The 13,772-nt window shown below is 70.0% G+C and carries 16 protein-coding genes and 1 pseudogene; 10 read left to right on the top strand and 7 right to left on the bottom strand.

The window, feature by feature from the left end:
* The first annotated feature begins 81 nt into the window (after nucleotides 1-81).
* The gene (locus ACFSXZ_RS30220) at nucleotides 82-2,160 is read left to right on the top strand and encodes a S9 family peptidase (protein WP_378268757.1); all 2,079 of its coding nucleotides are present in this window, start codon (nucleotides 82-84) and stop codon (nucleotides 2,158-2,160) included.
* Here the strand turns inward: ACFSXZ_RS30220 and ACFSXZ_RS30215 are convergent.
* Nucleotides 2,157-2,798, bottom strand: coding sequence for a TetR/AcrR family transcriptional regulator (locus tag ACFSXZ_RS30215; protein ID WP_378268756.1), 642 nt, complete (start codon nucleotides 2,796-2,798; stop codon nucleotides 2,157-2,159). The two genes, ACFSXZ_RS30220 and ACFSXZ_RS30215, sit on opposite strands and share 4 nt — an antisense overlap.
* 176 nt (nucleotides 2,799-2,974) lie before the next feature.
* On the opposite strand from ACFSXZ_RS30215, the gene ACFSXZ_RS30210 reads away from it, so the two are divergent.
* Both ACFSXZ_RS30210 and ACFSXZ_RS30205 read left to right on the top strand, forming a co-directional pair.
* Entirely contained in the window at nucleotides 2,975-3,103 is a 129-nt protein-coding gene (locus ACFSXZ_RS30210) for a hypothetical protein (protein ID WP_378268754.1), read from the top strand.
* Nucleotides 3,104-3,139: 36 nt separating this feature from the next.
* Nucleotides 3,140-4,255, top strand: a complete 1,116-nt coding sequence (locus ACFSXZ_RS30205; protein WP_378268752.1) for an FAD-dependent monooxygenase — start codon at nucleotides 3,140-3,142, stop codon at nucleotides 4,253-4,255.
* A 45-nt stretch (nucleotides 4,256-4,300) separates the two neighbouring features.
* On the opposite strand, the gene ACFSXZ_RS30200 is transcribed toward ACFSXZ_RS30205, so the two are convergent.
* A complete protein-coding gene (locus tag ACFSXZ_RS30200) occupies nucleotides 4,301-4,492 on the bottom strand; it encodes a PspC domain-containing protein (RefSeq protein WP_378268750.1) in 192 nt (63 codons plus the stop codon).
* A gap of 318 nt (nucleotides 4,493-4,810) precedes the next feature.
* On the opposite strand from ACFSXZ_RS30200, the gene ACFSXZ_RS30195 reads away from it, so the two are divergent.
* The 5 genes from ACFSXZ_RS30195 to ACFSXZ_RS30175 are packed head-to-tail and all read left to right on the top strand — an operon-like array spanning nucleotide 4,811 to nucleotide 9,236.
* Complete coding sequence (locus ACFSXZ_RS30195) at nucleotides 4,811-6,145, top strand: ferredoxin reductase family protein (protein WP_378268749.1); 1,335 nt, start codon at nucleotides 4,811-4,813, stop codon at nucleotides 6,143-6,145.
* Between the two features lie 11 nt (nucleotides 6,146-6,156).
* Nucleotides 6,157-6,624 carry an FMN-binding protein gene (locus ACFSXZ_RS30190; RefSeq protein ID WP_378268748.1) on the top strand — a complete coding sequence of 156 codons (468 nt, stop codon included), beginning with the start codon at nucleotides 6,157-6,159 and terminating at the stop codon, nucleotides 6,622-6,624.
* Entirely contained in the window at nucleotides 6,624-7,322 is a 699-nt protein-coding gene (locus ACFSXZ_RS30185; RefSeq protein WP_378268747.1) for an FAD:protein FMN transferase, read from the top strand. Before ACFSXZ_RS30190 ends, ACFSXZ_RS30185 begins: the two co-directional genes overlap by 1 nt.
* A complete protein-coding gene (locus tag ACFSXZ_RS30180; protein WP_378268746.1) occupies nucleotides 7,319-7,993 on the top strand; it encodes a response regulator transcription factor in 675 nt (224 codons plus the stop codon). Before ACFSXZ_RS30185 ends, ACFSXZ_RS30180 begins: the two co-directional genes overlap by 4 nt.
* A gap of 16 nt (nucleotides 7,994-8,009) precedes the next feature.
* On the top strand, nucleotides 8,010-9,236 hold the full coding sequence (locus ACFSXZ_RS30175; protein ID WP_378269092.1) for a sensor histidine kinase: 1,227 nt from the start codon (nucleotides 8,010-8,012) through the stop codon (nucleotides 9,234-9,236).
* Between the two features lie 16 nt (nucleotides 9,237-9,252).
* Here ACFSXZ_RS30175 and ACFSXZ_RS30170 read toward each other — a convergent pair whose 3' ends face one another.
* A complete protein-coding gene (locus tag ACFSXZ_RS30170; protein ID WP_378268744.1) occupies nucleotides 9,253-9,690 on the bottom strand; it encodes a MarR family winged helix-turn-helix transcriptional regulator in 438 nt (145 codons plus the stop codon).
* A gap of 58 nt (nucleotides 9,691-9,748) precedes the next feature.
* Here ACFSXZ_RS30170 and ACFSXZ_RS30165 point away from each other — a divergent pair, with 58 nt between their 5' ends.
* Nucleotides 9,749-11,149: an MFS transporter gene (locus ACFSXZ_RS30165; RefSeq protein ID WP_378268743.1), complete on the top strand. Its 1,401-nt coding sequence runs from the start codon at nucleotides 9,749-9,751 to the stop codon at nucleotides 11,147-11,149.
* Nucleotides 11,150-11,153: 4 nt separating this feature from the next.
* On the opposite strand, the gene ACFSXZ_RS30160 is transcribed toward ACFSXZ_RS30165, so the two are convergent.
* Nucleotides 11,154-11,561: a hypothetical protein gene (locus ACFSXZ_RS30160; protein ID WP_378268741.1), complete on the bottom strand. Its 408-nt coding sequence runs from the start codon at nucleotides 11,559-11,561 to the stop codon at nucleotides 11,154-11,156.
* A gap of 96 nt (nucleotides 11,562-11,657) precedes the next feature.
* On the opposite strand from ACFSXZ_RS30160, the gene ACFSXZ_RS30155 reads away from it, so the two are divergent.
* Nucleotides 11,658-12,140, top strand: coding sequence for a GNAT family N-acetyltransferase (locus ACFSXZ_RS30155; RefSeq protein WP_378268739.1), 483 nt, complete (start codon nucleotides 11,658-11,660; stop codon nucleotides 12,138-12,140).
* A gap of 17 nt (nucleotides 12,141-12,157) precedes the next feature.
* On the opposite strand, the gene ACFSXZ_RS30150 is transcribed toward ACFSXZ_RS30155, so the two are convergent.
* From ACFSXZ_RS30150 to ACFSXZ_RS30140, 3 genes and pseudogenes are all read right to left on the bottom strand, one after another.
* The gene (locus ACFSXZ_RS30150) at nucleotides 12,158-12,586 is read right to left on the bottom strand and encodes a YbaB/EbfC family nucleoid-associated protein (RefSeq protein WP_378268738.1); all 429 of its coding nucleotides are present in this window, start codon (nucleotides 12,584-12,586) and stop codon (nucleotides 12,158-12,160) included.
* A 105-nt stretch (nucleotides 12,587-12,691) separates the two neighbouring features.
* The gene (locus ACFSXZ_RS30145; RefSeq protein WP_378268736.1) at nucleotides 12,692-13,468 is read right to left on the bottom strand and encodes an ESX secretion-associated protein EspG; all 777 of its coding nucleotides are present in this window, start codon (nucleotides 13,466-13,468) and stop codon (nucleotides 12,692-12,694) included.
* Nucleotides 13,455-13,772: pseudogene (locus ACFSXZ_RS30140) on the bottom strand (hypothetical protein); the annotation flags it as partial. The pseudogene ACFSXZ_RS30140 and the gene ACFSXZ_RS30145, both read right to left, overlap by 14 nt.

Raw genomic sequence — 13,772 nt, 5'->3', positions numbered from 1 at the left:
GTGAAAAGGTCCACGCGAGGACCACGGCACCACGCTTTCGGAGCCTGACCGCGATCGCCGCGGGAGTGGTAAGAAGAATTGGTGATCAGCGATGACGTAACCGACGAACGATCCGCCGATCCCTTCTCCGACTTCGACGCCTACTCCGCGCTCCCGCGGCTCGCGGGCCTGTCGCTTTCGCCGGACGGTACCCGGCTCGTCGTCGGGGTCTCCACGCCGGATCACGAAAAGACCCGGTACACCACGGCTTTGTGGGAAGTGGATCCGGCAGGCACGCGGCCGGCCCGGCGGCTGACCCGCGGCGCGCAGGGCGAGTCGGGGGCCGCCTTCGCTCCTTCCGGAGACCTGCTGTTCGTCTCGGCGCGCCCCGGACCCGGGCGTGATTCGCCGGACTCCGGGGGAGAGGTCCCCGCTTTGTGGCTTCAGCCGGCAGGCGGCGGTGACGCCAGGGTGGTGGCCGCCCCGCCCGGCGGCGTGCGGGACCCGGTCGTCAGCACGAGCGGGACACTGCTCGCCGGCGCGGCCATGATGCCGTCGGCCACCAGCGCGGACACCGACGCGGAAATCCGCGAGCGGCGCAAGAAGTCCGCGGTCACGGCGATCCTCCACGAGGAGTACCCGGTGCGTTTCTGGGACCACGATCTCGGCCCCGCCCGGCTGCGGCTGATGGCCGCCCGCCTCACCGAGGACGTCACGGCCGGCGAGGGCACGCTGGAGTTGCGGGACCTCACCGGCCACGCCGGCCGCTCGCTCGACGACGAGGGCAGCTGGGACATCACGCCGGACGGCCGCACCGTGGTCACCACCTGGACCGTGCCGGAGTCCGGGGCGATGCAACGGCGGACGGTGGTCGCGATCGACACCGAGACCGGTGAGCGCCGGACGCTGGCGTCGGATCCCGATCACGAGTACGAGGCGCCCCGCGTTTCCCCGGACGGCACCAGCGTCGCGATCGTGGTGTACCGGAGGTCGACTCCGCACGATCCGGGCGACTTCTGGCTGGGCGTGGTCGATCTGGCCGGCGGCGAGGTCCGGGACCTGACCGCCTCCTGGGACCGCTGGCCCCACGCCGCGCGCTGGACGCCCGACGGCCGCGCACTGGTGGTCGCGGCCGACGATCACGGCAGTTCCCCGCTGTGGCGGGTCGACGTGACCTCCGGCGAGCCCACCAGGCTGACTCCGGGCCCGGGCGCCTACACCGATGTCCGGATTTCCCCGGACGGGCGCTGGGCCTACGCGCTTCGCTCGGCCTACGACAGCCCGCCCGCGCCAGTGCGGGTCGCGCTCACCGGAGAGCCGGAGGTGACGCCGTTGCCCGGCCCCGCCGAAGCGCTCGGCCGGGTCGCCGCACTGCCCGGCCGTCTCGACGAGATCACCGCCACCGCCAAGGACGGGACAGCCGTGCGCGGCTGGCTCGCGCTGCCGCATCAGGCGGGCCCGGCGGATCCGGCACCCCTGCTGCTGTGGATCCACGGCGGTCCGCTGATGTCGCACAACGCGTGGACCTGGCGGTGGAATCCGTGGCTGGCCGTGGCCGAGGGATACGCGGTGCTGCTGCCCGATCCCGCCCTCTCGAGTGGTTACGGGATCGACTTCATCCGCCGCGGCTGGGGTGCGTGGGGCCAGGCGCCGTTCACCGATCTGATGACGATCACCGATGCCGCCCAGGACCGCGAGGACATCGACGCGGCCCGTACCGCGGCGATGGGCGGCTCCTTCGGCGGTTACATGGCCAACTGGATCGCCGGGCACACCGACCGGTTCTCCGCCATCGTCACGCACGCTTCGCTGTGGGCGCTGGACCAGTTCGGGCCCACCACCGACGACGCCTACTACTGGCACCGCGAGATGACGCCGGAAATGGTCGAGGCCAACTCGCCACACCACTTCGCGGACGCGATCACCACGCCGATGCTGGTCATCCACGGCGACAAGGACTACCGGGTGCCGGTCGGGGAGGCCCTGCGGTTGTGGTGGGACCTGTTGTCGCGGTCGAAGTCGGAGGACGGGACGAGCCCGCACAAGTTCCTCTACTTCCCTGACGAGAACCACTGGATCCTGACCCCGAACCACGCGAAGCTCTGGTACGCCACGGTTTTCGCCTTCCTCGCGCATCACGTGCGCGGCGAGGAATTCAAGCCGCCCGAGATTCTCGGCTAGGAGTTGATCGGACCCTCCGGCACGATGGCATGGATGCCGGCCAAGACGACGTCGACGATCTTCTCCGCCACCTCGCGGGTGAAGGGCCGGCGTCGCCGGTTGATGTAGAGGTACACCGGCCCGGACAGCAGTTCGGTGAGGAAGTAGCTGTCGACAGGAGGGATTTCTCCCTTGTCGACGGCGCTGTCGAATCGCTTCCGGGCGGTGGCAAGCCGTTGGTCGTAGGCAACCCGGACTGCCTCGTCGAGATCCGCGTTCCCGGGAGCCGCGATGGCGGCCTGCGACAGGGCACGGCCGATCGGACTCGACAGACGCTCGGAGAACACCATCAAGAAGTCGACCAGATCGCGGCGAAGATCGCCGGAGTCGTGGAAAGGCGCGGAGTCCTCCGCGTACCGCAGCAGCGCGTCGCTGACGAGTTCGGCGCGGTCCGGCCAGTTGCGGTAGACGCTGTTCTTGTTGACTCCGGCGAGTTCGGCGATCTCTTCGTAGCGCAGGCCGGCCACGCCGTTCCGGGCAACGAGTTCCGTCGTCGCCGCGAGGATCTGCGACCGCACCCGGGCGTTACGGCCGCCCGGCCGCGCTGCCGGTCGTGTGGCGGCGCCGGTCGTCTCCGCGGTCTCCCCGTTCTCTGGCACGCCTCTGATTTTCACACCTCCCTCTCGGTGGACACCGCGGTGGATCGCGACTAGCTTAAAGAGGCAAACAGTCTCTTTAAGGAGGTGATGGGTGTGGAGGCCACCTGTCCGGGCGCGCCTGCCCGGGGAAACCAACGGCCGGCACCGTTCGTCGGCGGGAACTCCGGGGCTCAGGCATGACCACCGCGCTGAACACGGTAAAGGCCGGCGAGATCGAGATCGCCTACGTGGCGTCCGGTGCCGGCGAGCCGGTGATTCTGCCGCACGGCGGCGAAAGCACCCACCCGTCGCGGCCGGCGCGGTGAGAATCCCCGGTTCATCGTCACTGTTGTGGAGAACGCATGAAAATTCTCGTCTCCGGCGCGGGAGTCGCCGGCCTCTCACTCGGACGTGATCTCGGGATGCGAGGTCATCACGTCACGATCGTCGAGCGGGCGGAGCGGCTCCGGGGCAACGGTTCGCCCATCGACGTCCGCGGCGACGCGATCGAGGCCGCCGGGAAAATGGGCATCCTGCCCGCGATCCGCGACGCCCGTATCCGCATGACCGAGCAGGTGCATTTCGTCGACGAGGACGGCGCGCCCGTCGGCCGGTTGCCCGAAGACATCGGCGATTCGCCCGACGACATCGAGATCGCCCGCGAGGACCTGTCCCGGATCCTGGCCGACGCGCTGCCCGATACCGTGGATCTGCGTCTGAGCGAGTCGGTGAACTCGCTCGCCGAGCACGGCGACCGGGTGGACGCCGGTTTCGCTTCCGGCGATGCGGAGCGTTTCGATCTCGTCCTCGGCGCCGACGGTATGCACTCGGCGGTGCGGCGGCTCGTGTTCGGTCCGGAGCAGCGCTGGATCCGGCATCTCGGTCTCTACGTCGCCATCACCGACATGCCCGGCGAGGCCGATGCCGAAGCCGAGCGGATCAATCCCATGTACAGCTATCCCGGGCACCTGGCCGGCATCGCCCGGTTCAAGGACAGGGCGATCGGTCTCCTGATGTTCGCGTCGGATCCCCTCGACTACGACCACCGCGATGTCGGAGCGCAGAAGAAGATCCTGTTCGACCAGTTCGCCGGATGCCGCTCGTGGAAGGTCCAGACGATCCTCGACGCGGTGCGCGCCGATCCAGACCTCTACTTCGATTCGGTCAGCCAGATTCACCTGCCCACCTGGCACCGGGGCCGGATCGCGCTCGTGGGCGATGCCGCCCATTGCGCATCTCCTCTCGCGGGCCGGGGCACGTCCCTGGCGCTGACGGGGGCCCAGTTCCTCGCTGAGGAACTCGAGCGATCGGAGGGAGACCACGTCACGGCGTTTCCCCGCTACGAGGCGCGCCAACGGCCTTATGTCGAATTCGCCCAGGGTACGGTCAAAGGTGGTGGCGCGCTTCTCGTGCCACCCACTCAGGAAGCGATCGTCGCGCGGAACCGGCTGCTCCAGCCTGTCGCGGCCGGTCAGTAGCGCGCCCTCGCCCGCTGCCGGCCGACCGCCACAGCCCAAGGGTGCTCACTCGCTGGGGATGATGATCCAGAGCAGGAGGTAGATCAGGAACTGCGGTCCGGGCAGCAGGCACGACAGGACGAACAGCACCCGCACGGTACCGGGCTTCCAGCCCAGTTTCCTGGCCAGTCCGGAGCAGACGCCGGCGATCACACGGTCATTACGCGGCCTGGTCAGGCGCATCGTCGGTGAAGTCATGACACTCCGTTCTTGCGTTCGCGGTTTTCGAGGTGACCACAGAGCGCGCCGTCTGGGTCCGCTGGCGGGGCGGCAGGGCGCCCTCCATCGCTGCGCGACGTAGCGAGTGGAGGAGCGCCCTGTCGACACGGTCGCGGGGGCGCGCACACTCGCGGGAAAAGGGTCATGGTGAAAGCTTGCCGCAGGCGGCAAGGTGGCGCATCGGTGATGCCCCTGACGGGGCCCCGGATTTCCGGTTCCGGTAAATCCGGGCGTTTCTACGGGTTCTCAAATCTGGCTCCAAGACTTCACACAGAAAACTTGCCGAGACTGGCCAGCGTGAAACCGACCTGGTGGTTGTTCGGATTGCTCGCACTCAACGGTGCCTGGGCGACCGACGTTTTCGTGCTCGGCGGCGGCTTCTCGGGCTTCGACGCCCCTGGTGGCCTGCTGCTCGGGCTCGGCAGGCTCCTCGGACTCTACGGCGCGCTCGCCCTGGTGCTCCAGCTCGTGCTGGTGGCGCGGTTGCCGTGGCTGGAGAGCAGGCTGGGCATGGACCAGCTCACCGCGTGGCACCGGTGGAGCGGGTTCTGGGTGCTCTGGCTGGTGCTGGCGCACGTCGTGTTCATCACGCTCGGCTACGCGGCTCAGGACGGCACGCCTGCCCTGAACGAGCTGGGCACACTCGTCTTCACCATGGGGGACACGCTCAAGGCCGCCATCGCCGTGGTGGTGCTGATCGGCGTCGGCATCACGTCGGCGCGCGCGGCGCGGCGCCGGATGCGGTACGAGAAGTGGCACTTCGTCCACGTCCACGCCTACATGGCGGTGGTACTGGCCTTCTTCCATCAGGTCAGCATCGGGCGCGACTTCACCGGATCGCCGGTCGCGCGGGCCTACTGGTGGACGCTTTACGGCGCCGCGCTGGCCGCGATCCTCGTGACCCGGATCGGGCTCCCGGTGATCCGCAACCTCCGGCACCGGCTGCGCGTGGTGGCCGTGGTGGAGGAAAGCCCCGATGTGGCGACCATCTGGATCGGCGGGCGGCACCTGGACAAACTGCCCGCACGGGCCGGCCAGTTCTTCCTGTGGCGGTTCCTCACCCGCCGCCGGTGGATGGAGGCGCACCCCTACTCGCTTTCGGCCATGCCGGACGGGAAGTACCTGCGCATCACGGTCAAGGCTCTCGGTGACGGAAGCGCCTGGCTGCGCAACGTCCAGCCGGGCACCCGCGTGCTGGCCGAAGGTCCTTACGGTGCCTTCACCGGTCGCAAGCGCACCCTCCGTCATGTGCTGCTGGTCGCGGGTGGTGTCGGGGTCACCCCGATCCGCGCGCTGCTCGAGGAGTTCGCGCGCGACCGGTCCGGCAGCGACACGGTCGTCATCTACCGGGCGAGCACGAAGGAGGACGCGGTGCTGGCCGAGGAGATGTCGCAACTCGCGCAGTGGTGCGGGGCTCGCCTGCATGTCGTGCTCGGGCCGTCCTCCGCCATCGGCCGGCACGGGCCGATGATGGGTCCCCGGCACATCGCGTCCCTGGTTCCCGATGTGCGCCGCCGTGATGTCTACGTGTGCGGTCCGCCCGGGATGACCGACGCGGTGACCAGCGCGCTGAGCCAGCTCGGAGTCCCCGCCACCCAGCTTCACGCCGAACGCTTCGCCTTCGCCGCGTAAGGAGATTCCCGATGCGCAAGGTCTTGTTCATCATCGTGCTGGCTCTCGCCGGCCTGTTTCCCCTGCTGCGTTACCACCCCGCGGCCACCGAGGCGGCCCAGAGCGCGCCCGCTCCCAGCGCGCCCGCCCCGCCCTCGGCGACCGCGCCACCGGACCCCGGTACTCCTTCCTCCAGCGCGCCCTCCTCCGCCGGCGGGCCGCCGAGCGCGCGGATCGTCGACGGGTCCAAAGTGGACACCGACTTCGGGCCGTATCAGGTGCGGGCCACCTTCAGCGCCGGGCGGATCATCGATGTGCAGATGATCACCGAGCCGTCCGACCGGCGCAGCCGCCGGATCGCCGCGATGGCGGCTTCCTCGCTGCGGGCGGAAGCGTTGCGGGCGCAGAGCGCGCACATCGACACCGTCTCCGGGGCGACCCAGACCAGCGAGGCGTATGCCCAGTCCCTCCAGGCCGCGATCGACGCCAAGGGCAACTGATGCGCCGCGTCGAGCACATCATGGGCCTGCCGATCTCGCTGCACACACCGCATGGCGAGGCCGGGGATGTCGTGTTCGACTGGCTCGCCGAAGCCGACCGGCGCTTCAGCCCGTTCCGTCCGGACAGCGAACTGTGCCGGGGGGACCACAGCCCGGAGCTGACGGAGATCCTCGGTCTGTGCGCGGAATACGAGCGGGACTCCGGCGGTGCCTTCCGGGCCCGGCTGCCGGGCCGCGAGCTCGACCCGTGCGGAGTGGTCAAAGGCTGGGCCGTGCAGCGTGCGGCGGACCTCCTGCGCGAAGCGGGTGTCCGGGACTTCTGCCTCAACGCGGGCGGGGACGTGGTGGCGGCGGGGGAGGCCGAACCCGGCCGGCCGTGGTCGGTCGGCATCCGGCATCCCGATCTTCCCCATGAGGTGTGCGCGGTGTTCGAGGTTTCCGACCGCGCGGTCGCGACCTCCGGGTGCTACGAACGCGGCGAGCACATCATCGACGGGCGCACCGGCCTGCCCGCGCGGGAACTGGTCAGCCTCACCGTGATCGCGGACGACCTGACCGTGGCCGACGCGACCTCGACCGCGGCCTTCGCGATGGGGCTCGAAGGCGTCGAATGGGCGGCGGCCCGCCCCGGCTGCACGGTGTTCGCCGTGGACGCCCAACGAAGGGTATACCGCTCACCAGGCACAATCACGGTGTGACCACCCCGCGGGTTCTGGTCGTCGAAGACGACCCGCAGCTACTCAAGATGCTCACCGGCCTGCTCGAGGACGAGGGCTACTCGGTCGACCCCGCCGGTGACGGGCAGCGCGGGCTGCACCTGGGGCTCACGCGCAGCTACGACGTGCTCCTCCTCGACCGTGGACTGCCCGTCCTGGACGGCCTCGACCTCTTGGGCCGCCTTCGCCAGCGAGGTGTCGTGACGCCCACGCTGGTCCTGTCGGCCCTGGGCAACCCCGCCGACCGGGTGGCCGGGCTGGACGCGGGCGCCGAGGACTACCTGCCCAAACCCTTCGACGTGGACGAACTGCTGGCGCGCCTGCGCGCGCTGCGACGGCGTCACCTCGACGTGGCACGCTCGCTGCCGCTGCCGAGCGGGGCGCTGGACCTGGACACGCGCCAGGTGACGCGCGAAACCGGTGACGGCCCCCGGGTGGTCCGGCTGTCGGAGCGCGAGTGCGCGTTGCTCGCCGCGCTGGCGACCCGGCCCCGGAACGTCTTCACGCGGCGCCAGTTGCTCGAGCTGGTGTTCGACGAAGCGGAGAGCGACGTCGTGGTGGACACCTACGTGCACTACCTGCGACGGAAGCTCGGCCGCAAGATCGTCGACACGGTCCGCGGGCGCGGCTACCAGCTGGGCCGTGCGCCATGATCCGGGTGTACCGGTGATGCGATGGGCGTGGCGAGCACCGAAGGGCTCGCCCGACGACCGGCTGCTCCGCCGGACCGCCCTGCGGATGGGCCTGCAGTCGGCGCTCGTGGTGGCCGTGGCGGTGGTGCTCCTGTGCGGGGTCGCGGTGCTGGTGGTCCTCCGCGATCAGCACGCGCAGGAGGCGAACCTCATGGTCACCACCATCGCCAGGGCCGACGACGTCGATGATCCGCCCGACGGGATGTGGCTGGTGCTGCAGCGCGGCTCTCAGCGCGCGGTCAGCCGCGGCGTTCCGCCGGGGCTACCCGAAAGCGGCGACCTGTCGGCCACGGCCGCCGATGGACTCACCCGTGACCGGGACGTCCACCTCGATCGGGCCGAGTACGCCGTCCGGACGCAGAAGCGCGGCGACGCCGTGGTGCAGGCGATCATGGACCTGCGCGCGGCGCACGCCGAGCGGGACCGGCTGGTGGAGGCGCTGGTGGCCACCGGCCTGGTGGGCCTGGTGATCGCCGGGGTCGCCGGGGTCTGGCTCGGCCGCCGGGCGGTGACCCCGCTGGCGGAGGCACTGGCGATGCAGCGCCGGTTCGTCGCCGACGCCGGGCACGAACTGCGGACCCCGTTGACGTTGCTGTCCACCCGTGCGCAACTGTTGCGCAGACGCGCCCGTTCCGTCGATCCGGCCACGCTGGAGTCCGATGTGGACGATCTGGTGGCCGACACCGCGCAGCTGACCGACATTCTCGAGGACCTGCTGCTGGCCGCCGATCCCCGCCAGGAGGTGCCGCGCCAACCGGTCGATCTCGTCGCGCTCGTGCGGCAGGCGGTCACCGCCGCGGAGCCCGCCGCCGCCGAGCGAGGGGTCCGGCTGGTGGTGGACAGCGAGCCGGTCACCGTCTCCGGCTACGAGGCCGGTCTGCGGCGGGCCGTGATCGCCTTGCTGGACAACGGAATCCGGCACGCGCGAAGCACACTGAGGATCGTCGTGGAGCCGGCGGGCAAGCAGGCGAGGGTGGATTTCGCCGATGACGGGCCAGGAATCGACCCGGCGATCATGCCGACCATGTTCCGCCGGTTCGCTTCGGGCGCCCAGGAACTTTCCCCGGGGCAGCGGCGTCGTTACGGGCTGGGCCTGTCACTGGTCAGTGACATCGCCACAAGGCACGGCGGTTCCGTCTCGGCGAGCAACGGTGAGGACGGCGGCGCCATCCTCCGTCTGCTGCTGCCGCGCGGGGAGCGCTGACGCGCCGCAGCGGCGTTCAGGATGCGCGGGCGACCTTGAGCTCCTCGGCCAGTGCCTCCATCGCGGGCAGCGCCCCCAGCAGTTGCCGCGCGGTCTCCTCGGGGAGTCGTTCGACACATTCGGACACCGCACGCGTGCGCAGTTCGCGGACGCGCTCGTGGACCACGGCGCCTTCGGCGGTGACCTCCACGTGGGCGGCGCGAAGGTCGGAGGGATCGGGAACCCTCCGGATGAGGCCGTCCTCGTCGAGTTTGCGGACCACGCGCGACACCATCGTCGGGTTGAGGCCCTCCAGTTCGGCCAGTTCCGCGAGCCCCAGCGGCCCCCGGAAGGTGATCATCCCGAGCACCGACGCCTGGGTCGGGGTCAGTCCTTCCCCGGCCGACGTCGCGTTCAGCTGCCGGGCGAGCCGGGAGATGACTATCCGCAGCCGTGCCACATCCTCGGCGTCCATCGCGCTCCCACCATCCAGTGGATTGATTGCCTGTCGGCAAGCAACTAAATTGTCCTTCATGGAATCGACCGGCGTCAGCCCGCCCCCTGTCGCAACCGTGGCGGAACCTCTTCCTCGTCGCCGTCTTATTTTCGCCATCGTCTCGATCGCGCTGTTCATGGCCTCCATCGACGCGACGATCGTGGCCAGCGCGCTGCCCTCGATCCAGGCCGACCTCGGCGCCCGGGTCACCTGGAGCGGCTGGACCATCACCATCTACATGCTCGGCCAGGTCCTGACCATGCCGGTGGCCGGGCGGATCAGCGAGTTGTACGGGCGCAAGAAGGTCCTGCTGATCGCCGTCGCCCTGTTCACCGTGGCGTCGCTGGCCTGCGGTTTCGCCGACGACATCGGCATGCTCGTGGTGCTGCGCGCGGTGCAGTCGGTCGGCGGCGGGGCGTTCATGCCTTCGGCGACCGGCATCGTCGCCGAACACTTCGGCGAGGGCCGCGACCGCGCACTGGGCATGTTCACCAGCATCCTGCCCGTCGGCGGGCTGATCGGGCCCGTCACCGGTGGCCTGTTCGCGGAATACTGGTCCTGGCGCGGGATCTTCCTGGTGAACGTGCCGATCGGGATCGCGCTGATCCTGCTCGGGGCTCGTTTCCTGCCCGCGAGCGAGCCGCGCCCCGGCCGGAAGATCGACCTGCTCGGCGTCCTCCTGCTGGGCGTGATGGTGCTCGCCGGCATGTTCGGCATCACCTACCTCGGCAACGGCAGCGTTTCCCTGGCCGATCCGGTGTTCCTGGCCTGCGAGGGGACCGCGATCGTAGTGGGCGTGCTCTTCGTGCGGCACGCCAAACGTCACGAGGCCCCCTTCATTCCCCTCGAACTCGTGCGCGGGCGCGGTTTCGGTGTGATGAACCTGTTCAACGTCGTCTTCGGTGCCTGCGCCGTGGGGTTCGGTGCCCTCGTGCCGCTCTATGCCGAGCACCGGTTCGGCATCCACGCCGCCGCGGCCGGCACCCTGCTCACCGCGCGGGCGGTGGGCTCGGTCTGTGTCGCCGGTCTCGCCGTGCTGGCCCTGCGGCGGACCGGCCATCGGCTGCCGATGCTCGTCGGCTACCTCTGCACCGCCACCGGGCTGGTCTGCCTGAGCTTCGCCCCGCACGGCGTGACCCCGTACCTGTGGCTGTCGATCGCGGCCGGCATCACCGGTATAGGGATGGGCATGTCGATGCCCGCGTCGAACAACGCGAGCCTGCAACTCGCGCCCGACCAGGCCGCCGCGATCGCCGGGTTGCGCGGCATGTTCCGGCTGAGCGGGTCCATCACCGCGGTCTCGGTCGCCACCGCGATCATCGCGCGCAGTTCGGACCCGGGCATGGCACAGGCCTACGTGTTCGTCGTCTTCGCCGGGGTGATGGTCGCGGTGCTGCCCCTGCTCCGCCTCGTCCCGGACCACCGCGGGAGCTGGTGAGCTCTCAGAAGTCGTCGCGGCCGGTGAACATCTCCTCCAGGTCGTCGGCCGCGCCGGTGACCATCACCAGCGGGTCGACGAACTCGTTGATGTCGAGATTGAGCAGCGGCAGCGAGTGCCGGAGCACCAGATACGGGCCCATCAGCACGATCCCGCCGACAACCGTGGTGGCGCCGACTTCGGTCAGGACCCGGACCAGGTCGACCTGCTCCAGCCGTGCGAACGGGCAGGCGATCTGGATCCAGTCCTCGCGGCCGTCGAGGACCTCCCGCGCCACCACCACCATCTGGGTCCGCTGTTCGCGATCCTCCGGCTCACCGTAGTGGAGACGGATCCGGATCTCGTCCGGTTCGTCCCGCATGATCTCGTACTCTCGCCTGATGAACGTCACCAGATCGTTCCACGTCGCCACAGGGAGGATCCAAGCACAGAACGCGGGCGCGTGGGACGAGGTTGGGCGGACGAGGAGCCGGCACGGTGTGGCCGGCCTGAAGGGGGAGTGGAAAGGGTGGAGGAGATCGAGGTCCGTCCCGCGCGGGACGGGGAACTGGCCGCCGTCGCCGGGCTGCGGTGGCAATGGTTCCTGGAAAACCAGCGGCACCAGGAAAAACCGCGCACACCGGAGGTGGGCCGCGACGAGTTCGAGCACCATTTCGTGCGCTGGGCACGGGAACACGCGTCCGCCCATCGCTGCCTGGTGCTGCTCCGTCGTGGTGAGGTGATCGGCATGGCCTGGCTGGCGATCGTGCCCCGGGTACCGGCCGCGGGCGCGCTGGAGCGCCTGTCGGGGGACCTGCAGTGTGTCTATGTCCTGCCGCACGAGCGGAACCACGGTCTCGGCGGCCGCCTCATCGACGCGATCGAGGAGCTCGCGCGGGAGCTGGGGATGGAGCGGGTGACCGTGCATTCCAGTCCCCGGGCGGTTCCGGCCTACGTGCGCCAGGGGTTCGAGAATTCGCCGCGCCTTCTCCACGTCCTGCTGGGTTCCTGAGCACGTCGTGAAACTTTTCAGCGCCGGGGTCTGGCATCCCGAGAGCCGTTTTCGGCGCGGAGCGGCACCGGAAATTCCGCGGGCATTTCCGGAAAACGCGCCCGGTAACCGGAAAGCGCATGGTCCACCGTGTCGGGGTCGCTTTCCAGCGCGCCGATGATTTCAGCCGCGCGTTCGGGCAACCGGGATTGGGCGCGCCGGAGGGTGATCAGCACGGTGGCCGATATTTCGTGGCCCGGCGCTCGCGTGTCCTCGTCGTCGAGACGAAGATCGGTCAGTACGCCACCGGCGTCGACCGTGAGGGTGACGCGCCCGTCGGGCGAGGTCTCGGTAACCGACATCTCCGCCAGGCCTTCTCGCATTTCCTGGTAACGCTGGGTTTTTCGCGCCACCTCCGCGGCATGGTGCCGTAGCGCGGCGTTGGATTCGGCGAAGGGGTCGGTCATGGCTGCCTGTTCCTCGTCGGTCGATTCACGAACGGAGTATTCGGGCATGGACTCCGGTGCGGAAGACCCGCGCCCGGATAGGGGTCGCCGGCACCCGTGATGGCGTTACGCATTTCGGTTTCCGGCCCAACCGCCGCGGTGATTATTTCCCTTTCGGGCCATACCGGCGGGGAGCGGGTGATCCGAAAGCCAACGGCTCGTCCGTTCGAACAGAACCGAAAGGATTTCCGCGCGAGCGGGCACGGCGGTGATCCGGTCCCCCTCGCCGAGCGCGTGGAAGAACCAGTTCCCCTGACGGGTCTCGGCGTAGCCGATCGCGTGGGGCGACCGCAGGCGCCGTCCGCGCCCGGCGACCGACACGAAGAACTGTGCCCTCGTGCCCAGTCGTCCCGGCGCGAGAAGGTCGCGCAGGCGCGGGTCGTCGGCGCCCACCGCGAAAGCTTCGCCGGCGGTAGGACCTTCGAGGGGAAGTTCCCGGCACAGCGCGCCCGCGATGTCGTGTGCGGCCACCGGAACCAGGTGCACGAATCCGTCCGCGAGCGCGGCCAGGACGGCGCGACGGCCGTCGGTGACCGCGGTCAGGCCGATCGTGTCGCCACCCGGTGGTACGAGCCAGCCGTAGTACTCGGCCGGCGGCTCCGCGAGCAGCCGTAACGCGTTTTCGGCGGCACCGGTGAGCCCGCCGCCGGCACCGATCCCCACCCGCTCCAGGGTGGCGGTCGCCCGGTGTTCCACCTCCGCCCGTTCCTCGTCCGTGGCACCCGGCGACGGGATGAACAGGGCCCTCGGCAGATCGCCGAGCCCCAGCCGTTCCCACAGGACGACGAAGGCGCTCTCAGGCAGGACGATCGGTGCCGTCCACGGCCGGTTACTCGTCTTCATAGCCGTCCGGCCCGCAGTCGATGACGGACGGGACATGCGGCGGCAGGTTGCCGACCAGGTCGTCTTCCCAGTCATGCTTCACCAGCCCCCGGCCGCGATGCTCGGTGTCCTCGCCGCCGCCCCGGCCCTGCCCGCCCATCCCGGGCATGCCGGGCGACGAGGCGGCGCGTCCCGCGGCGGCACCCCCGAGGGCACCGCCCGGGCGTGCCCCGGCCGCCCCCGGGCCGGAGCCTGTCCGCGCCCCGGCGTCCAGGCGTGCCGAACCGCCTCCTGGAACCGACGACCCCCAGGCGCCGGTTCCAGG

The sequence above is a fragment of the Amycolatopsis pigmentata genome, assembly GCF_042684065.1.
Lineage (GTDB): Bacteria > Actinomycetota > Actinomycetes > Mycobacteriales > Pseudonocardiaceae > Amycolatopsis_E > Amycolatopsis_E pigmentata.
This window is presented reverse-complemented; position numbering and strand designations above follow the sequence as displayed.